General features: G+C 43.0%; 20 protein-coding genes and 3 pseudogenes. 15 read left to right on the forward strand and 8 right to left on the reverse strand.

Features of this window, described 5'->3' with window-relative positions; all coding sequences use genetic code 11:
* A partial coding sequence (locus FTV30_RS04295) for a transposase (RefSeq protein ID WP_180001094.1) occupies positions 1 to 306 on the reverse strand: 306 nt, incomplete at its 3' end.
* A 58-nt stretch (positions 307 to 364) separates the two neighbouring features.
* Here FTV30_RS04295 and FTV30_RS16425 point away from each other — a divergent pair.
* From FTV30_RS16425 to rplS, 6 genes and pseudogenes are all read left to right on the forward strand, one after another.
* Positions 365 to 559, forward strand: a pseudogene (locus tag FTV30_RS16425) (pili assembly chaperone); the annotation flags it as partial.
* Positions 559 to 965: pseudogene (locus tag FTV30_RS16430) on the forward strand (type IV pilin protein). The pseudogenes FTV30_RS16425 and FTV30_RS16430, both read left to right, overlap by 1 nt.
* Before the next feature lie 142 nt (positions 966 to 1107).
* Entirely contained in the window at positions 1108 to 1365 is a 258-nt protein-coding gene (rpsP, locus tag FTV30_RS04305; RefSeq protein ID WP_005094274.1) for a 30S ribosomal protein S16, read from the forward strand.
* Between the two features lie 18 nt (positions 1366 to 1383).
* Complete coding sequence (gene rimM, locus FTV30_RS04310; RefSeq protein WP_100329381.1) at positions 1384 to 1932, forward strand: ribosome maturation factor RimM; 549 nt, start codon at positions 1384 to 1386, stop codon at positions 1930 to 1932.
* Between the two features lie 27 nt (positions 1933 to 1959).
* The gene (gene trmD / locus FTV30_RS04315; RefSeq protein WP_100358178.1) at positions 1960 to 2694 is read left to right on the forward strand and encodes a tRNA (guanosine(37)-N1)-methyltransferase TrmD; all 735 of its coding nucleotides are present in this window, start codon (positions 1960 to 1962) and stop codon (positions 2692 to 2694) included.
* A 186-nt stretch (positions 2695 to 2880) separates the two neighbouring features.
* Positions 2881 to 3258: a 50S ribosomal protein L19 gene (gene rplS / locus FTV30_RS04320; protein ID WP_005094271.1), complete on the forward strand. Its 378-nt coding sequence runs from the start codon at positions 2881 to 2883 to the stop codon at positions 3256 to 3258.
* Between the two features lie 83 nt (positions 3259 to 3341).
* Here the strand turns inward: rplS and FTV30_RS04325 are convergent, their stop codons facing one another.
* From FTV30_RS04325 to FTV30_RS04340, 4 genes are all read right to left on the reverse strand, one after another.
* Positions 3342 to 4310, reverse strand: a complete 969-nt coding sequence (locus tag FTV30_RS04325) for a triacylglycerol lipase (protein ID WP_180001096.1) — start codon at positions 4308 to 4310, stop codon at positions 3342 to 3344.
* A 135-nt stretch (positions 4311 to 4445) separates the two neighbouring features.
* A complete protein-coding gene (locus FTV30_RS04330; RefSeq protein ID WP_180001097.1) occupies positions 4446 to 5417 on the reverse strand; it encodes a triacylglycerol lipase in 972 nt (323 codons plus the stop codon).
* An 81-nt stretch (positions 5418 to 5498) separates the two neighbouring features.
* Complete coding sequence (locus tag FTV30_RS04335; protein WP_180001098.1) at positions 5499 to 6509, reverse strand: triacylglycerol lipase; 1011 nt, start codon at positions 6507 to 6509, stop codon at positions 5499 to 5501.
* Positions 6510 to 6896: 387 nt separating this feature from the next.
* Positions 6897 to 7925 carry a lipase secretion chaperone gene (locus tag FTV30_RS04340; protein WP_180001099.1) on the reverse strand — a complete coding sequence of 343 codons (1029 nt, stop codon included), beginning with the start codon at positions 7923 to 7925 and terminating at the stop codon, positions 6897 to 6899.
* 152 nt (positions 7926 to 8077) lie between these two features.
* Between FTV30_RS04340 and truB the strand changes: the two genes are divergently transcribed.
* From truB to FTV30_RS04355, 3 genes are all read left to right on the forward strand, one after another.
* The gene (truB, locus tag FTV30_RS04345; protein WP_100329377.1) at positions 8078 to 8983 is read left to right on the forward strand and encodes a tRNA pseudouridine(55) synthase TruB; all 906 of its coding nucleotides are present in this window, start codon (positions 8078 to 8080) and stop codon (positions 8981 to 8983) included.
* Positions 8984 to 8997: 14 nt separating this feature from the next.
* Complete coding sequence (locus tag FTV30_RS04350) at positions 8998 to 9765, forward strand: TSUP family transporter (protein ID WP_100358174.1); 768 nt, start codon at positions 8998 to 9000, stop codon at positions 9763 to 9765.
* A 126-nt stretch (positions 9766 to 9891) separates the two neighbouring features.
* A complete protein-coding gene (locus tag FTV30_RS04355; RefSeq protein ID WP_100358173.1) occupies positions 9892 to 10359 on the forward strand; it encodes a hemerythrin domain-containing protein in 468 nt (155 codons plus the stop codon).
* A gap of 150 nt (positions 10360 to 10509) precedes the next feature.
* Here FTV30_RS04355 and FTV30_RS04360 read toward each other — a convergent pair whose 3' ends face one another.
* Positions 10510 to 11388 (reverse strand): DMT family transporter, encoded by an 879-nt coding sequence (locus FTV30_RS04360; protein ID WP_180001100.1) that lies wholly within the window; start codon positions 11386 to 11388, stop codon positions 10510 to 10512.
* A 310-nt stretch (positions 11389 to 11698) separates the two neighbouring features.
* Between FTV30_RS04360 and FTV30_RS04365 the strand changes: the two genes are divergently transcribed.
* A complete protein-coding gene (locus FTV30_RS04365) occupies positions 11699 to 11977 on the forward strand; it encodes a hypothetical protein (RefSeq protein WP_180001101.1) in 279 nt (92 codons plus the stop codon).
* 83 nt (positions 11978 to 12060) lie between these two features.
* On the forward strand, positions 12061 to 12630 hold the full coding sequence (locus FTV30_RS04370) for a hypothetical protein (protein WP_180001102.1): 570 nt from the start codon (positions 12061 to 12063) through the stop codon (positions 12628 to 12630).
* Positions 12631 to 12685: 55 nt separating this feature from the next.
* On the opposite strand, the gene FTV30_RS04375 is transcribed toward FTV30_RS04370, so the two are convergent.
* Positions 12686 to 13552 (reverse strand): EamA family transporter, encoded by an 867-nt coding sequence (locus FTV30_RS04375; RefSeq protein WP_100358171.1) that lies wholly within the window; start codon positions 13550 to 13552, stop codon positions 12686 to 12688.
* 115 nt (positions 13553 to 13667) lie between these two features.
* The gene (gene serA, locus FTV30_RS04380; RefSeq protein WP_005094251.1) at positions 13668 to 14900 is read right to left on the reverse strand and encodes a phosphoglycerate dehydrogenase; all 1233 of its coding nucleotides are present in this window, start codon (positions 14898 to 14900) and stop codon (positions 13668 to 13670) included.
* Between the two features lie 354 nt (positions 14901 to 15254).
* Here serA and FTV30_RS04385 point away from each other — a divergent pair, with 354 nt between their 5' ends.
* The 4 genes and pseudogenes from FTV30_RS04385 to FTV30_RS16235 all read left to right on the forward strand — a co-directional run bounded on the left by FTV30_RS04385 (position 15255) and on the right by FTV30_RS16235 (position 18719).
* Positions 15255 to 16664 (forward strand): FAD-binding oxidoreductase, encoded by a 1410-nt coding sequence (locus FTV30_RS04385; protein ID WP_005094248.1) that lies wholly within the window; start codon positions 15255 to 15257, stop codon positions 16662 to 16664.
* Between the two features lie 171 nt (positions 16665 to 16835).
* A pseudogene (locus tag FTV30_RS04390) lies at positions 16836 to 17915 on the forward strand (RNA-guided endonuclease InsQ/TnpB family protein).
* Between the two features lie 104 nt (positions 17916 to 18019).
* Entirely contained in the window at positions 18020 to 18397 is a 378-nt protein-coding gene (locus FTV30_RS04395; RefSeq protein WP_005094245.1) for a hypothetical protein, read from the forward strand.
* A gap of 82 nt (positions 18398 to 18479) precedes the next feature.
* A complete protein-coding gene (locus FTV30_RS16235) occupies positions 18480 to 18719 on the forward strand; it encodes a hypothetical protein (RefSeq protein ID WP_005094237.1) in 240 nt (79 codons plus the stop codon).
* The last annotated feature ends 4 nt before the right edge of the window (positions 18720 to 18723 follow it).

Raw genomic sequence — 18723 nt, forward strand, 5'->3', positions numbered from 1 at the left:
ATGCTTTTGTCTACGACAAAGGGTGGAATAATCCGGAGCTGTCCAATCTAATCCAGAGAGTTTAATCAGACTTTGAACAAAACCTGTGACCATACGTAAAGAGAGTCGGAATAGTAATTTGATCATTAAGCAGCATTGAATCGCTGTATCGGAGTAGGTTTGATTTCGACCTTGCTTGCCTTGTGATTGTGCATACCACTGAGTCTTTGGATCAAACCAAATGGAAATATTACCTCGGTTAATTAAGGCTCGGTTATAGGATGACCAATTGGTTGTACGGTAGATTTTAGAGGCAGGCTTATTCATTTTGAAATTATATTGCTGAATAAGCTTTTGATGCTAGGTTTGTGCAACAAAGCCTGCCGAAACTGAAGCTTCTTCTAAAATTCAGGGGCTTAGTTGGAGTATCTCTGTCGAGCGTGTCAAAAATGGGGCTGAACCTAAGCAACCAAGAAATTTTGATCTGCTTTTGAAGAGTGATGGTATCCGTTGTATGACTAAAGTCAAAGATATTGTAAGCGGATACGAAAACTGTGGCGGCTATAGTGAGACATGGTGATGAAAAAAAATTTACAAGGCTTTACCCTGATAGAACTGATGATTGTGATTGCAGTTTTGGCAGTACTAGCCGCCATTGCTTATCCTTCTTATCAAAATTATGTACAACGGACCAAAAGGGCAGATGTACAAGCTGAAATGATGCAAATTGCTCAGCGCTTACAAGGCCATCATGTCATCCATCATAATTTTAGCTCGGCAACTTTGGATAATGGTGGAATAGCCAAAACCTATCCGGCTACTCAACCGGTTTATACTATTACTTTGAGACGAGCAACTCAGGTATGGACTTTAACAGCAGCTCCTCGGGGGGGATGTTAGGAACCGGCAACCTGACTTTAAATAGCAGGGGGCAACAATGTTGGGAAAAAACATCTGGTGCATGTGAACCATGGGACGGCCGCTAACTAAACCCAAAATTCTACCTAAACACTTTTTAATCTTTCATTCAGGGCAAAGTTCAAGTAAAATACTGCCCTCTATGAAAGGGGTTTGAAATGTATCGGTGGTCGGTGCAGGGATAATCCGTAAAAACTATAAGGTTCTATCATGGTTGTTATTCGTCTTACTCGCGGTGGTGCTAAAAAACGTCCGTTCTATCAAATCGTTGTAACTGATAGCCGTAATGCACGTGACGGTCGTTTCATCGAACGTATCGGTTTCTTCAACCCGACAGCTCAAGGTAAAGCAGAAAAACTTCGTTTAGATGCTGACCGTTTTGCTCACTGGGTTTCTCAAGGTGCTCAACCTTCAGATCGCGTTGCTTCTTTAGCTGCTCAAGCTAAAAAAGCTGCAACTGCTGTTTAATATGGTAGTAGATTGCCCATGACACCAACACAGAATGTTCCCGAAGATCGTATTCAGATTGGACAGCTACGTTCAGCATATGGATTAAATGGGTGGCTCTGGGTCTATTCCAATACAGAACCCATGAGCAACATATTTGACTATCTGCCTTGGTACATTGAGACCAAAGCAGGTTGGCAAATTGTCGATGTAAAACGTTGGAAACCACATGGTAAAGGCTTGGTTGTTTCGCTTAAAGGTGTGAGTGATCGCACTGGGGCAGACCAACTGGTTGGCACCAATGTCTGGATTGCTAAATCGCAACTGCCTCAAGCGGGTGTAGATGAATATTATTGGTCTGATTTAAAGGGTCTAACAGTGTTAGGTCTGAATGATGAGGATCAAGAAGTGAATCTCGGTCAAATTTTTGAACTGTTTGAAACAGGTGCCAATGATGTGATGGTGGTTCGCGCAACTGCCGACAGTATCGATGGCGAAGAGCGCATGATTCCATGGCATAAAGATGTGGTACAACGCGTTGATCTTGAAGCTGGTCGTATTTACGTCAATTGGGGCGTAGACTACTAACACTTTTTGGAAATAAGGGAGTCTGCGATGTTTTTTGCAGTCATTACGCTTTTTCCTGAAATGTTTGAAGCGATTACAGCCTACGGTATTAGCGGGCGCGCAGCAAAACGTGATTTGATGCAAATTCATTGCATCAATCCTCGCGATTTTGCGACGGGCAACTACAAACGGGTGGATGAACGTCCATTCGGTGGTGGTCCGGGTATGGTGATGATGGCGGAGCCTTTGGCACAAGCAATCCACCGTGCCAAAGAGCTTGCAAATGAAGCAGGCGCAGTTCAGGTTCCTGTGGTGTATATGTCACCGCAAGGAAAAACCTTAAATGAAGCTGCGGTACAGGACTTCGTTCAATATGACGGATTGATTGTACTGTGTGGGCGTTATGAGGGGGTCGATGAACGTTTGATCCAGCAATATGTTGATCAGGAATGGTCAATTGGTGATTATGTTTTGTCGGGTGGTGAACTGCCAGCGATGGTTTTATTGGACAGTATTATCCGGAGGCTTCCGGGGGCGATGTCTGATGAGCAATCCCATGTGCAAGACTCCTTTGTGGATGGTCTGTTAGACTGCCCACAATATACCAAGCCTGACCAGTTTGAAGGTTTGGATGTGCCTGAGGTACTTAAATCAGGTCATCATGCAAACATTGAAAAATGGCGGTTTTTGCAGCGTTATCAACGGACACTTGAACGTCGACCTGAACTGGTCGAACAAGTAGAATTGACCAAGCAGCAAAAAAAATGGCTGAAAGATTTGTAAGACATTGCTGAGAAATTGGTGCTGTCTTCGAAAACGGTACTTAAATTGAGTTTAAGTATTCTTTAATAGGCTCTTTAAAGTTGAGATGGTCAACTTTAAAGGGAAAGATAATCGGGTCTATGCGCTTTAGCCTCTAGCCCCCGCGATGATCAGACCTCTTCTGACTCGCATTATTGGAGATACCCCATGAGCGGTAAGCATCCTTTAGTTCAAGTAATTGAAAATGCACAATTGAAACAAGACATCCCTGCTTTCGCACCAGGTGATACAGTGATTGTTTCTGTAAAAGTTAAAGAGGGCGACCGTGAGCGTCTTCAGGCTTTTGAAGGTGTGGTAATTGCGAAGAAAAACCGTGGCTTGAACTCTGCGTTCACAGTACGTAAAATTTCTAGCGGTGTTGGTGTTGAGCGTGTATTCCAAACTCACTCTCCAATCGTAGCTAAAGTTGAAGTGAAACGTCGTGGTGATGTTCGTCGCGCTAAACTTTACTACCTACGCGAATTGTCTGGTAAAGCTGCACGTATCCGTGAAAAATTACCAGCTCGTAAAGTTAAAGCTTCTTAAGTTTAGGCTCAAGTTAAGTTTTATCTCGAGTTAAAAAATGCGCCTTTGGGCGCATTTTTTATATTCTAATATTGATATAAGAACTATAAGCCTTGCAGCTTCAACCGGTTGGCATGTTGGCGATACACATCGACCGGGTCAGGGGCAAAGATGCTTTTCAGGCCCAAGACCAGATTGACTTCATCTAAGTGATTCCAGTTGTAGTTATCACGAATGGTTTTACCAAATTTGGCACTACAGCGAGAGACCAGACCATCATTGTCCTTGCCACCATCAATCAGCAGGCTGGTGACTTTCAAAGCAGAGTCAGGATCGAGAATATTGGTGACTGTGCCGGTGCCGGTAAATGAATAGTTATAAATATTATTCTGTTTATAGGCACCTTCGCCACAGGTCGTGCTTGACATTCCCAGCGGATATTTCTGATTAAATTGTGCCGATCCTGCCAGTGTCAGACTGCGACCACCTGCAAGAGAATCATGCGGGAAGCTGTTTGGATCCAGTCCTTGGGCCCAGGTGATGGCTTTAGATACTAGATTAATCCCACCGACCAAAGGGCCTTGTAGTGGCGTATCTTCTGCCTGAAGAATCAGATCTGCAACTGGTGAGCCTTTATGCGGCGCACCGACCGCAGTCAGAGAGGCGACCAGTTGAGGCGCTACACCAGCGACATAACGAATCGTGGGACCACCATGAGAATGACCAATCAGATTGACTTTAGATGCACCTATAATCGCCCGAATTTCCTTCACTTGTTCTAAGAGTTGTTCACCACGAATTTCTGATGAGTTAAACGGTGATACTCGGGTCGCCCAGACATTGCCACCATTGCGGGCCAGATCCGGTAAAATCTGATACCAGTAATCCAGACCAAACTGATCTGTTCCGACCCGGATAAAGCCTGCCATCCCGTGTGCAAACACGATGGGATATTGGGTCTTGGCATAGTGTGAGCTGGCTTTCGCTGTGACCTGACTGGCTTGAGTGGATGCCTGAGCCGTGACACATGTGCCAGCTAGCAGCAGACTGGTGATGAATAAGCCGTATTTCATATATTTTCCTCATTTTTGTTGTTTTGACAGGATGATTCTTATCCTGCTTTGCCAAATGACCCATCCGAAACGGGCGAGTTAAGTTTTAAGTTGCTGTATTTAAAAAATTATGATTGATGGATAGCAGTGAATGATTTATAAGCCTTGCAGTTTGAGCCGGTTGGCATGTTGGCGATAAAGTGCTATCGGGTCTTGGGCAAAAGGCCCTAAAATGCCGAAGAACTGGTTCACTTCATCGAAATGATTGTGGGCATAGTCTTGACGAATGATCTGACCATAACGTCCACTACATAAAGGTAGAGCGCCATCATTGGCTTCACCTTTCAAGAAAGTCCCGCCTAAACTGACAATAGTCGATTCAATGATATCCAGAGGATTGGTGGCTTGCCGGTTGCCCATCCAAGAGTAATGATGAATACCATTTGCTGTGATTTTCATGCCTTGGGTCTGACAGTCTTTAGGAATCGCAGCAGAACCGTATTTTATATTGAAGGCTCGAATGTTTTCAGGATGCATGGCACTTAAGGCCGCTGTGATATTTACGGGATATTGATTTGCTGTTACCAGATTCATGCTGTAGCCCAGAATTGTTCCAATGGCATGAATCAGCGGTTCTAGTAAAGGTGTCTGGCTGGTATTGACAAAAACAGGTGTGCCTCTCATCGCACCTGCAATTGCGGTCAGTGAAGCCACTTTGGCAGGTGCAACAGCTTCAATATATTGAATGGTTGGTCCACCTTGACTATGTCCAATCAGATTGACTTTAGCTTTACCCGTCAGTGCAAGAACTTCGTCAATTTGTAGTAACAGCTGTTCACCACGTAGTTCATTGGATGCAACCGCAGATAATTCCGCGGAAAATACACGCGCACCATGACGGGCTAAATCTTGCGGGATCTGATACCAATAATCTAAACCGATGTTATTGGTTCCAATGCGGTTAAAGCCCAGACCGAAGCCATGGACAAAGATGAGCGGATAATGGGTTTTGGTGTAGCTGGATATAGCGAATTTGGGTGTATATTCAATCAATGGACTCTGCTTGGCATAAGCCAAGGAACAACTTAATCCAATAAATAGACTGAATACCAGGCTTATTGTTTTCATTATTCTATCTCTGCTTCATCCGGGAAAATGATGACCGCTTATATAGCAAAGCCTTTATCAATCCTGATAAAGGCGAGCCGCTTATAAACCTTGCAGCTTTAAGCGGTTGGCATGCTGACGGTATAACGTCACCGGATCTGGAGTGAATAGACCTTTCAAGCCAAACATCATGTTGGCCAAGTCAGTATGGTTGAGTTTGTAATTGTCATTAATCACTTTGCCCATATAAGCACTACAACGTGCGACCATACCATCATTGTTTTTATTGCCATAAGATAGTGGGCCCAGTTGCATTAAAATCGTATCGATGTCTAAGGCATTGGTGGCTTGTGCTACACCTGTCCATGAATAGTAATAAATACCTTTAGAATCTTTAGGTTTGAGGTTTTTATTACAGTTTTCAGTCGCTGCTAAAACGCCGTCTTTGACTGCTTCTTTTGCAACAGTTGCATTAAAGTTTTTTGATTCTGTTTGGGTTAATGATTTCATGGATGCATCAAAATCGATTTCTAATTCAGGTTTAAGCTGAGCGAGTGCAATTAAAGGTCCCACAATATAGTCACCTAAAATATTAAACGCGGTGCGGCTTAAACTATTGCTTTGAATATCGTCAGCAACTTTAGAACCATGATAGGTACCAGCAACGCCTGTAATCGATGCCAGATATTCTGGTTTAGTGGCAGCGACATAGAGCACGGTTGGCCCGCCATGAGAGTGACCAATCAGGTTGACTTTGTGTTTGCCGGTGATTGCTATCACATCTTCAACCTGGCTGATCAGCTGTTCACCGCGATGTGCTGTCTTATTTGCCGGAGACAGCTGTGCAGCAAAGACGGTAGAACCATTGCGTGCCATATCCGGTAGAATCTGATACCAGTAATCCAGCCCGATGCTGTCGGTGCCAATGCGTGACCAGCCTAGCCAGCCATGTACCATCAGAATAGGATATTTGGTTTTGGCATAATCAGATCTGGCCTTTTCAGTGACCTGTGTCGCACTTGCCGCGGCATGGGCCTGTGCAGAAAAGCTTAATCCCAGAGTTGTTGCTAAAGTCACAGTCAGTAACTGTGCTATCTTGCTGAAAGTACGCATAAGCATCCCTTTTTAATTTTATCGTTATTAAAGCAATCATTGCTTTTCTAGAGTGTTGTAAGCCACAAAAGCAGACTTTGGACCATACAGTTTTGGCCTTCTATGGCTGAGCAATTTTTCTTTTGAGTAGCGGTATTTTTTCACTTCAACGCGCTAAAACCATGTCATTTTAGGACACGATAGAGAGAAGAGATTTACATTGTAAGAATATGTTTTATTTACGGCTGTATTTAAATTTTAAGTTGTTGAAATACAAAACACTCATTGAGGTTATTTTGTGTAAACAAGAAATATTTAGAAACAAAGTTAGGGCGGGAGATATGAAGGCATAAAGCTTTCGATATGAGGATCATAAAAAAAGCCATCAACAGGTGATGGCTTTTAGGCTTAATTCGCAAAGGGCAACTTGCCGCCTTGATCATGAATCTGTTCAAAGGTTTCGACCCGCAGCTGGTCATTCGGCTGTTGAAAACGTTGCTGGCGCAGCTTCTCGACGGCTTGCTGTTTGGCGCTGTCATTCATGCCACTTTGCATGATGCTATCCCGTTCATTGAGATACGTCGTGACACTGGATTTCCAGCTGGCACGTTCGCCATCCAGTTGCTCCAGACGTTGCGTAGCTTCAGGGCCGACCAGGTTTAATCGCATTTGACGAATCTCTGCATTTGAGCCACCACGCGCTTTAATGTCTGCGCTGAGTTTGCGTAAATCTTCGAGTTTATTCAGTTGTTCCAGATTTTCCTGCCAGTCTTGTGGTAATTGTTCAAACAGATTTTTGAGCTTCTGGGCTTTTTCAGACTCGCTTAAGCTGTTGTCTGCCAGCACGGCCATACGGTCAAGCGTATATTCATGATAGGTGTCTTCGGTACCAAATAAACCTTCAATTTCATAATTAGAAAAATATTGTTTACGCAAATTCTGGGTGCTGCTATAGATGCTGCGGTAATAGGCCGGATCTTCCTGATCGAGGCCTGTCGGTGCAGTCAGTTGGCCTAAACCTTGACGATACTGAATATAGCGATCCCATAAATCCAGAATCTGTGAGAGAGCGGGTTCTTTATGATTCTGGCGAATGTAAGTTTTAAAATCCTGTTGAATCTGTGCCAGATTTTTTTCACCAAACTGGGTAATAAAATATTCAAAACAGTTTCGAGTCTGTTCATTGACGGTCAGACGGTTACTCGTATCCAGCTGCATCTGGCAATTGATTTCGGTATCTTGCTGGCTGGCACTGGAAAATGCTGCATTGGCAGGGCTGGTCATACTTAATGCGGCAGGTTCGCCGCGGCGTTCACTAAGAGATGATTGGCCAATAGTCTCTGTCTGTGATTCATTCTGAGGAGATAACCAGAGCATCAGGGTGATAAAGCACAGCACCACCAGAGCCAGAATGATCCATATCTTGTATTTCTGCATATCCTATGCACCTGTTTTTTCGGTTTCATTATTTTTAGAGTTTTGATTCGGCTCAATATGCCATAAAAATCATCAGATACCATAGAAAAGTTGTAAATCATCGCACAGGGTCTTACCATGGCGCCAATTTATAAAATGTCTGATTTTTTGCCATGAAAGCATCATCTCCTAAAATTCAGCGTCGTCATCTTAGTGGTGTCTTCCTTTTGAATAAACCCTTGGGCATTAGTTCTAATGCTGCATTGCAAAAAGTTCGCTGGTTGTATCGTGCACAAAAAGCAGGCCATACCGGGGCACTGGATCCTCTGGCCTCGGGTTTATTACCGATATGTTTAGGTGAGGCGACCAAGTTTTCGCATTATTTATTAGATTCAGTCAAGCGTTATCAAACGACGGTCTTTCTTGGACATAGCACCACCACCGGCGATGTTGAAGGCGAAGTCTTATTAGAAAAAGCGGTTCCTGAACTTTCGGAAGCGTTAATTCAAGAAACCTTGACACAGTTTATCGGTGATATCCAGCAAGTGCCACCGATGTATTCGGCGCTGAAAAAAGAAGGTCGTCCTTTATACGAACTGGCACGTAAGGGCATCGAGATTGAACGTGAAGCGCGCCCGATTAGCATTCTGGCCATTGAGCTTTTATCCTTTACTGAAAATAGCATCACGCTGGATATTACCTGCTCTAAAGGGACTTATATCCGGGTACTCGGTGAAGATATTGCCAAAGCCTTGGGTACTTACGGTCATCTGACCTATTTACACCGCATTAAAACCGGTCATTTTGATTTGATCCCGAGTTATACCATTGAATATCTGGAAAGCTTGAATGAAGACGAGCGTGATAGGTTGTTGTTGCCGGCTTATGCACCGGTGCAACATTTCCCGCAAATCCAAGTGCCAGAAGGGCGGGCAGAATATTTTAGCCGTGGCATGGAAAGTAATATCGAGCACGATGCAGCTGAACAGGTCTTGGTTTTTGATGGTGAAAAATGTTTAGGCCTGGCGGAAATTAGTGATAAAAAACGACTGGTGCCAAAACGCGTCTTAAACCTCTAAGCAAGGTCTGAAATATGGATATTGAGATCATCATCAGCCTGATTGTCTTTGCATTTTTTGCAGGGGCAATTGATGCTGCTGTAGGCGGTGGTGGTCTGATCCAGATTCCGGCAATTATGGGCAGTCTGCCGCATTTACAGCCGGCTACCGTATTTGGTACCAACAAACTGGCCTCGATTTTTGGTACTGGCTCTGCGGCATTTTCCTATTTGCGTCAGGTAAAACTGCCGTGGTTGCTCTTGGGCGTGATTGCAGCTTGCAGTTTCATCAGCTCGTTTATTGGCGCGGCCAGTGTCACCTTGATTCCGGTCGAAATCCTCAAACCTTTTGTATTGATCATGCTGATTGTCATCGCGATTTATACCGTGATGAAAAAGCAGTTTGGTCAGGTGCATGTTCAGCAAAAGCTCACCAAGAAAATGTTGGCATTGGCAGTTTTGGGCAGTCTGGCCATCGGATTTTATGACGGAATTTTCGGGCCGGGTACGGGCAGTTTCTTTATTTTCTTTTTCATTCGTTATTTAAGTGTCGATTTTTTACATGCTTCAGCTTTATCTAAAATTGCCAATTTCACCACCAATCTGGCAGCGTTAACTTTCTTTATTCCCAGCGGCAATGTGCTATTTATGGTCGGGGCGATGATGGCGGTGGCCAATATCTGTGGTTCCTTGCTGGGTGTCAAATTAGCCTTTAAATATGGCAGTGGCTTTATCCGGATTTTATTCCTGATTCTGGTCAGTTTACTGATTTGCCGGATGGCCTATCAGATGTTCTTTATATAAGAATAGATGTAAACCATTCTCAATATTAAAGTTTTTTATACAATTTGTACTTATAAAACCTCCTGAACCCATGCCATTTTCTTTCTATGATGTAAAAAGGCAGGGCGAAAACAGGAGAAAAATTAGATGACCACCATTTTTGAAGCATTAAGAGAAAGTCATGAAATTCAGCGTGATCTTGCAGAAAAATTACTACAAACTTCAGGGGATACAGCAGAACGTCGTGAGCTGTTCAAACAACTCAAGAATGAATTATTTGCCCATGAAGCGGCTGAAGACCGTTATTTCTATATTCCCCTGATGATGACCGATTCGGGCTTGAATATCACCCGGCATGCCTTGGCCGAACATCATGAAATGGACGAGATGATTGAAGAGCTGACTGCAACAGAATTGAGTAATCCGGGCTGGATTGCAATTGCCAAAAAGCTTTCCGAAAAAGTGCATCACCACTTAAAAGAAGAGGAACATGGTTTCTTCCAGCAGGCAGGAAAAATTCTCAGTGAAGAGCAAAAGACCGCTTTAGCAGTGCAGTACAAGACTGAATATCAGCGTTATAAAGACATGAAAAAAGATATGCTGGTACAAAGCTAAATTTTAACTTCAAATCGAATAAATGAAAAAGATGGCGCTACAGCCATCTTTTTTTATCCGGATTCATTTCTCCGAGGTATTTCTCCTAAAGGGAGAAAGCACAAAAATGAATGAAAATATTGAGTCAGTTGCCCAGATCCCAATCAGGCTTTATGCATTCCGTTCTGCCGCTCCTTGACGCGCGGCACGTACTGTCACACCGACAGAGGCCAGCATAATACACACCAGAGCGACCGCTTGCAGTACCGTGATTTTCTCACCCAATAACAGAAAACCGGTCAAAGCTGCTAAAGCCGGAGAGAGGCTGGACAGGGTGCCATAGCTCATTTTGTTTAAATGCTGTAAGGCTTTTAAATCGAGGGCATAAGGAATCGCAGTGGCCAGAATTGCAATCACAATGGCCTTGCCCCAATGTTGTGTATCAATCAATGCGGGCGCATTGTTGTAGAGACCGATCGGCAGCAGACACAATGCTGAAATACTGATGGCAATGGTCAGTGCATGCATGCCGATATTCTGCTGAACTATACGTTGGCCAAAGAAAATATATAATGCCCAGCAGAAACCTGCCCCCAAGGCACAAGCTGCGCCCAACAGGTCAAAATTGCTGCTATTGGCCTGTCCCCATGGCACCATCAGCGCGATGCCCAAAATGGCCATCAATACCCAGATATAATCACTACGGTGTTTAATCGACAGTAGAGCCAGTCCCAAAGGGCCAATAAACTCCAGACCTACTGCAATGCCTTGCGGTAAACGACCAAGTGACAGATAGAATAAAATATTCATGACCCCTAAAGCCGCGCTATAGCAGAGTAAATCCCGCCATTTTAAAAAAGGCAAACGTGAAATTATTTTCCAAGAGCGGAACATGACGCAGACAATGATTGCAGCAAAACAGAGTCTTAAAATGGTGACAGTAATCGGATCCAGTACACTAAACAGCTGTTTGGCAAAAGATGCACTGATCTGGTACGAAGTCATGGACAAGACCATGAAGAATACGGCAAGAAGTTGGGCGTTTGGCATGGAAGCAGCTTCTACCCAGAGCGGGTGAAAATGAGAAATAGAAAGAAATGAAATTATAGCAAACTGGTTGATTTTTGCTGAGTAGGCCAGAGCAATATTTTGTGAATGCAACTTAAGTTTGGAGATAATCAATTTACATTTTAGCTCAATCAAATATGTGAAGTTTTAAATTCAAAATTAAACTTACCTCAGGTGTGGTTACAAATTAATCAATTTTTAATTTGATCTTATTTTTATATTTATTAAAATATCTTAGATCCCAATTCGGGGCAGCATTAAAATAACAATGAAAATAATAAGGTAGATAATAATGAAATTACGAATACTTTCTTGCGCCATTTTGGGCTGTATGCTTGCAGCATGTGGTAGCTCTGATAATTCGGATAATAATACACCAGTCCCTAGCCAACCGGCTCCGACCAATCCAGGTAATCCGAACAATCCTGGAACCCCGGGTGATGGAGCATCAGACACAGTGTCGGAATTCTACAACTATCAGTTCAACTTGCCGAATGCTGATGCAGCAGACATGGAGTCGAAAAAACTTCTATTGGCCAGTCATAAAAATAAAATTACTGACGGCATATAGAGTGGTACGACCTGTCAGGAAAAGCATTAACTGAACGTACCAATATTGCTGTGGTGAAAATGTATGAGGATGCTGCAACCAGAGTGTTATTTAATAGTGATAATACGACAGCCGCTGACCGTAAATATTATAATGAGTTTGCAGCCAATTTTATTGATTTGCAGAAGGCGCGCACATTCCCGAATGGATCTAAATGTTTCCGTCTTCAGGCTGAACATCCGGAAGAAGAATATATTGAATTTGATCCGGAAACAAAAACTGACTATCGCACGCTGGCTGATTGGCAGGCACAAACGTCTGTCCAGGAGCTGGCAAAAATTATTCTAGATGAAACCATGGCTGGCTTGAAATATAAAAAGGCAGAATATAAAGATACTGCTATGCAATATTACAAATATTTTGGTGCGATCGAATATCAAGGAGGAATTTATAACAGTGCGTTCTCGGAACATGGAGAACATATTGATCACAACGATTATGTTGCCCAATCACGAAAAGTGGCTTTAGACAAATTAAAGGAAAATGATGCCAGTCCTTTAATGATCAAATGGACAGAATACACTTATGATCAGCTTGCTTTTGCATGTGATGGCTATAATGTGACAGCAGCCACGGTATTAAATACGGCGATTAAAGATGCAACACCACGTTAAAATGATTCTAATAAAGGTATCTTAAATAAAGGCGCTATAGCGCCTTTATTTTTATTCAATGTTTTCGTCTTTGACTGGTCACCGTACAGCCAATTGAAGCACTAATAATCGTGGCCAGTGCCAGCCATTGTGTCCACAATAAAGTTTCACCCAAGAAGATAAAACCAGAGAGTGCTGCGATTGCAGGTTCTAGACTCATCAAAGTACCAAAACTCAAGGCGGTTAAATTTCGCAGGGCAATCATTTCCAGGGTAAAAGGCAGGGCGCTGGCCAGCACAGCCAGAGCTATGAAATATAACAGGCTGATGGGTTCAAATGTATGCGCAGGAATGCCAGCAAAAAGCGCAATTGGCATCAGCACCAGCATCCCGACCAACATGCCCAAGCACACGGTATGGTTGCCGGAAACCCCGGAAGGCTTTTGCCCAGCGACGATGTATAGCGCCCAACAGGCACCCGCACTTAGGGCAAATAGAATCCCGACCGGATCAAGTGGCTGTGCAGCCTGATCAAAGGGAAACAGCAGAATCAGGCCTAAAATAGCCAATCCGACCCAGACAAAATCAAATTTTTGCCGCGCATAAAACAGCGCCACACTTAAAGGGCCAATGAATTCAAAAGCAACCGCAATGCCCAGCGGCAAGCGATCAATAGACAGATAAAACAGCAGGTTCATACCTGCCAGGGCCAGACCATAACTGAGAATGGCCGGCCACTTGATCTGTCTGAAATGAATTTGCCAAATTTTAAAAATCAATGCCAAAATTACAGCACCCAAAAGCAGACGCATGGCTGAAACGGTCAGAATGGGAAACTGACCGAACAGATATTTGGCAAAGGAGCCACTGCTTTGCATACTGATCATCGCGATCAGGAGAATCAGTGGCGCTTGTACAATAGGTGCAATTTTAAAATTCAGCATAACTCAATAGGTTTCGATTTCTCGAAGAGCGGAAGAACAGTAAAGGCTGAAAAATAAAAACCTTAAAAAACAAAAAACCACAGCCCGAAAGCTGTGGTTTTTGCATATCGTTAAATTAGAACAGTACGCGTACGCGGATTGTTCCTTCAACTTCATGTAGGGTATCGAGTGCTTCTTTAGATGCAGTCGCGTCTACGTCCATCACCAGGTAACCGACATCACCTTTGGTCATTAAAGACTGGCCAGAGATGTTAATACCGTGTTCAGCAAACAGGTTGTTGATCTTAGAAAGAACGCCCGGCATGTTTTTATGAATGTGCAGTAAACGGTGTTTACCTTCAGTCAATGGCAGTGCAATTTCCGGGAAGTTCACTGCAGATAAAGTCATACCTTTATCTGAATAAGCAACGAATTTCTCAGCAACTTCCAGACCGATGTTGGCTTGTGCCTCCATGGTCGAACCACCCACGTGCGGAGTCAGGATCACGTTTGGAAGGTTACGCAGTGGAGAAACGAATTCTTCACCATTGGCTTTCGGCTCTTTCGGGAATACGTCTACTGCAGCACCAGCAATGTGACCAGACTTGATCGCATCTGCCAGATCTTCAATCACAACACATGTACCACGTGCTGCGTTCAGGAAGATTGCACCTTCTTTCATTTGCGCAAACTGTTCTTTGCCAAAGAAATTACGGGTAGATGGCAGATCCGGAACATGTAGAGTAACCACATCTGCATTGGCCAGTAATTCGCCCATAGAACCGACTTGACGTGCATTTCCTAAAGGTAGTTTTGTCACTGCATCATAATAGGTCACTTTCATGCCCAGGCTTTCAGCCAGTACAGAAAGTTGTGAACCGATTGAACCGTAACCAACGATACCTAAAGTTTTACCACGTGTTTCGAATGAACCGACAGCCGATTTGTTCCAGCCACCTGCATGTGTATCTGTTGATTTTTCAGGTACACGGCGCAGAAGCAGAATCGTTTCTGCCAAGACCAGTTCAGCGACTGAACGGGTATTTGAATACGGTGCATTAAATACCGGAATACCGCGACGCATTGCAGCATCGAGGTTGACCTGGTTGGTCCCGATACAGAAACAACCTACTGCAATCAGTTTGTTCGCAGCTTCAAATACTTCTTCAGTCAATTGAGTACGGGAACGAATACCGACGAAGTGTGCATCTTTAATCGCTTCTTTCAGTGCTTCGCCTTCGAGCGCTGTTTTACGATAATCGATGTTGGTATATCCAGCTGCATTCAATGTGTCGATTGCGTTCTGATGAACGCCTTCTAACAGTAGAAAACGGATTTTATCTTTAGGTAGAGATAGATGTTGGCTCATTACGGCTCCGCTACAAAGGCCAAATTTAGTCGCGGTATAATAGCACAGGAAAAGGGTGGTTATACATTTCCTTGATGACGGCAATATCAGCTATTTTTGCAAGTGATAGTAGTGAAAATGATAAATCTGGTTGATTTAAATATTCATTTTCAAAGGTATATTATCAAAATTGTCATTTTTTAAAGGAATCCCCTAAAAATAGCTTATAATATTGCGCCATGCTGTTTAAGCTGCCATTTTTGGTGCTTTAATCATCATGTTTCGCCTGATTTGTATACAGGCTTTTATGCCTAAAAAATATGCAAATAAACCAGCGAAGTCTCTCTTGTTTAAATCATGCTAGGTCTGCAAACGATGAATGCTCCAGTCGCTTTAACCCCTGAGTTATTGACCCAATTGACGGCAATTTTGGGTGAAAACCGTATTAAAACCGATACGGACAGCCTCCAGAATTGGGGTCGTGATCATACGAAACACTTTGATCCAAACCCATCGGTCATCGTTTTTCCTTCGACGACTGAACAGGTTCAAGACATCGTAAAATTGGCAAACCAGTTTAATGTTGCAGTCACCCCATCAGGCGGTCGTACGGGTCTGTCTGCAGGTGCAGTTGCAGCCAATGGTGAGATTGTGGTGAGCATGGACAAGATGAACCAGATTCTGGAATTCTTCCCGGCAGACCGGATGGTTCGCGTGCAGGCAGGCGTGGTAACTGAACAGTTGCAAAACTATGCTTCCGATCAGGGCATGTATTATCCAGTCGACTTTGCTTCTGCGGGCTCAAGCCAGATTGGCGGGAACATCGGCACCAATGCCGGTGGTATTAAAGTTATTAAATACGGCATGACCCGTAATTGGGTACTTGGCCTGACCGTGGTGACAGGTAAAGGTGATGTACTACGCCTGAACAAGGGCATGATCAAGAATGCAACCGGTTATGCGCTGCAACACTTATTTATTGGTGGTGAAGGTACACTGGGGCTAGTCACTGAAGCTGAAATCAAGTTGGAACGTCAACCGCAAGACCTGCAAGTGATGGTGCTGGGTGTCACTGATTTTGATGCAGTCATGCCCGTGCTTCATGCATTCCAGGCGAAAATTGATTTAACCGCATTTGAGTTCTTTGGTGAACTGGCAATGCAAAAAGTATTGGCCAATGGTCATGTACAACGTCCATTTGAAACTGAATGTCCATTCTATGTTTTGCTTGAGTTTGAAGCGCCGTTTGAGCCGATTATGGACAAGGCGATGGAAATTTTTGAGCATTGTATGGAACAAGGTTGGGTACTGGACGGCGTTCTGAGCCAAAGTCTGGACCAAGTCGAAAGCTTATGGCGTTTACGCGAAGACATCTCTGAGTCAATCGCACCGTTTATTCCATACAAAAATGATATTTCAGTATTGATCACGCACGTTCCTGCATTTATTAAAGAAATTGATGCAATTGTTGCAGAGAACTATCCAGACTTTGAAATTTGCTGGTTCGGTCATATCGGTGACGGTAACTTGCATTTGAACATCTTGAAACCAGCGGATTTAAGCAAGGATGAATTCTTCGCTAAATGTCAGGTAGTAAACAAGTATGTCTTTGACACCGTGAAAAAATATGATGGTTCAATTTCAGCCGAACATGGCGTAGGGATGACCAAGAAGCCATACCTTGAATATTCACGTTCTGCGGAAGAAATTGAATATATGAAAGCCCTGAAACAAGTGTTCGATCCAAATGGCATTATGAACCCGGGTAAATTATTTGATCTTTAATCTGATCGGATTTTAAAAGTTTACAAAAGCGCATCGCAAGTTGCGCTTTTTTTATCAAATGAAGCGTAAAACTCTGTCCTTCAGAGCAGAGATATAAGCGACACGACATAAGATGTCGTTTTAAGAATTGCCCCACATAGGGTATAGAGAAAAAATTGTTAATATAACCACATGAAAACACTTAAATTACGCATAAAAGACAAACATTGCAAGGTGCTAGATCAATTAGCATCTGAGGTGAACTTTGTTTGGAATTATGTCAATGATTTAGGGTTTAAGCATCTAAAAAGAAAAGGTGAATTTCTATCAGCTTATGATGTTGCCAAATACACCAAAGGCGCATCGAAAGAATGCAATCTACATAGCCAAACCATTCAGGCTGTTACAGAAGAATTAATCACTCGAAGAAAACAGTTCAAGAAAGCAAAGCTGAAATGGCGTGTGAGCAATAAGAAATCAGCGAGAAGATCACTTGGTTGGATTCCTTTCAAGAAAGTAGCAATCAAATACGCTGATGGATATGTTCAGTACGGCAAGCATCAATTCAAGTTATGGGATAGTTACGGATTAAGTAAATACAGCGTGAGAACAGGCTCATTCGTTGAGGATAGTCGTGGACGGTGGTATGTATGCCTTGTAGTGGATTCATCTAAGCAAAATAAACCTACTGCAACTAAAGCGATTGGTATTGATCTAGGTTTAAAAGACGTTGCCACCTGTTCTGATGGTACTGTAATTTCAAATCCTAAGTTCTATCAGAAATATGAACAGAAATTAGGTATTGCTCAACGAGCCAAGAATAAAAAACGTGTACGTGCATTACACGCTAAAATTGCCAATTGTCGTAAAGATCATTTGCATAAGGCAAGCACCATGCTTGTGAGAGAAAATGCACTGATTGTTGTTGGCGATCTGAGCGCGGGTAAACTTGTAAAAACTAAAATGGCAAAATCTGTTTTAGATACAGTTTTCAGCATTCAAAACAATGCTCAAGTATAAATGCGAGAACGCAGGGGCAATGTTTGAAGAAGTAAGTGAGAGATTCACAACCTGAGAAACATTGTTTCGCAAGGTTCGTGCTGTGGTGAGATCACTTCTAGCAGTCCGAAAGGTAGAGCAGATTTGCGAATAAGAGTATGGGAGTGTGAATGCGGAAGTTCCAATAACAGGGACGAAAACGCAGCTAAGAACATACTTGCGCTTGGGCATAAGCGTCTAGTAGTAGGAATCACCTCCGTTTCAGGGAGGTGAGGATGTCAATGCTGTGTAAATGGGGTTACATAGTCTAAATAGCGTTAAGCTGAAAAGCGCGGCATGATAAATTTGTATAATAAGGATAATCTGGGTTAAACGATATGTTACGGTTATTAGCGGTTACAGCTTTAGGTCTGGGTATGATGATGTCGGGTTGTACCACTACCCAGCAGGTGATTGCAAAAGTGCAGTCTTCTTCGGATACACCTTTGGATCAGGTACTTAAAATGAGGCCTGATTTACGTAATGAACTGGCAACAGTCGAGATTCGTCAGTTTTTTAATAATGTGGAGTCACCCACCGTTGGGCAGGTGAAAGTGACTGAAACAGGTTTGTTGGATGATTCGGTCAAATCAGTTCAGACCATTTATCATTTCAAAAAAGAACAGAAAAGCTGGAAAATGCAGAATGCTGAAAAGTTATATCAGTGTGCACGTGGTTCAAATACCAGAAACTTCCAGAAAGCAGCCTGCCCATAATAGTGTTTGATCTTTAGTCAGAATTTGGTTAAAAGCGTATCTTAGTGATGCGCTTTTTGCTTTTGGGAAGAGGGGGGAGTTGATGGACTCAAATATATTAGCCGCTACAATTGGCGTGATTGGAGGATTTTTAGCTTCACTCTTATTATTCTATCTAAATAGGTTTTATACCAATTACGATAAAAGAAAATCAGAAAAAATCCTACGAGAAAAATTATTGTATCGTGAGAAAGATAGTGAATTAGAGGCAGATCAAAATTTTATTTTTTCTTTACCTGACTTGAAAAGAGGTGTATTTAAACTGTCATATCAATTGGGATAGCGAA

The organism is Acinetobacter sp. YH12255, assembly GCF_013417355.1.
Taxonomy (GTDB): Bacteria; Pseudomonadota; Gammaproteobacteria; order Pseudomonadales; family Moraxellaceae; genus Acinetobacter; species Acinetobacter pseudolwoffii.

Coding starts and splice junctions, on each gene's coding strand:
- rpsP (WP_005094274.1), top strand. CDS start 1,108: ATGGTTGTTATTCGTCTTACTCGCGGTGGTGCTAAAAAACGTCCGTTC.
- rimM (WP_100329381.1), top strand. CDS start 1,384: ATGACACCAACACAGAATGTTCCCGAAGATCGTATTCAGATTGGACAG.
- trmD (WP_100358178.1), top strand. CDS start 1,960: ATGTTTTTTGCAGTCATTACGCTTTTTCCTGAAATGTTTGAAGCGATT.
- rplS (WP_005094271.1), top strand. CDS start 2,881: ATGAGCGGTAAGCATCCTTTAGTTCAAGTAATTGAAAATGCACAATTG.
- FTV30_RS04325 (WP_180001096.1), bottom strand. CDS start 4,310: ATGAAATACGGCTTATTCATCACCAGTCTGCTGCTAGCTGGCACATGT.
- FTV30_RS04330 (WP_180001097.1), bottom strand. CDS start 5,417: ATGAAAACAATAAGCCTGGTATTCAGTCTATTTATTGGATTAAGTTGT.
- FTV30_RS04335 (WP_180001098.1), bottom strand. CDS start 6,509: ATGCGTACTTTCAGCAAGATAGCACAGTTACTGACTGTGACTTTAGCA.
- FTV30_RS04340 (WP_180001099.1), bottom strand. CDS start 7,925: ATGCAGAAATACAAGATATGGATCATTCTGGCTCTGGTGGTGCTGTGC.
- truB (WP_100329377.1), top strand. CDS start 8,078: ATGAAAGCATCATCTCCTAAAATTCAGCGTCGTCATCTTAGTGGTGTC.
- FTV30_RS04350 (WP_100358174.1), top strand. CDS start 8,998: ATGGATATTGAGATCATCATCAGCCTGATTGTCTTTGCATTTTTTGCA.
- FTV30_RS04355 (WP_100358173.1), top strand. CDS start 9,892: ATGACCACCATTTTTGAAGCATTAAGAGAAAGTCATGAAATTCAGCGT.
- FTV30_RS04360 (WP_180001100.1), bottom strand. CDS start 11,388: ATGCCAAACGCCCAACTTCTTGCCGTATTCTTCATGGTCTTGTCCATG.
- FTV30_RS04365 (WP_180001101.1), top strand. CDS start 11,699: ATGAAATTACGAATACTTTCTTGCGCCATTTTGGGCTGTATGCTTGCA.
- FTV30_RS04375 (WP_100358171.1), bottom strand. CDS start 13,552: ATGCTGAATTTTAAAATTGCACCTATTGTACAAGCGCCACTGATTCTC.
- serA (WP_005094251.1), bottom strand. CDS start 14,900: ATGAGCCAACATCTATCTCTACCTAAAGATAAAATCCGTTTTCTACTG.
- FTV30_RS04385 (WP_005094248.1), top strand. CDS start 15,255: ATGAATGCTCCAGTCGCTTTAACCCCTGAGTTATTGACCCAATTGACG.
- FTV30_RS04395 (WP_005094245.1), top strand. CDS start 18,020: ATGTTACGGTTATTAGCGGTTACAGCTTTAGGTCTGGGTATGATGATG.
- FTV30_RS16235 (WP_005094237.1), top strand. CDS start 18,480: ATGGACTCAAATATATTAGCCGCTACAATTGGCGTGATTGGAGGATTT.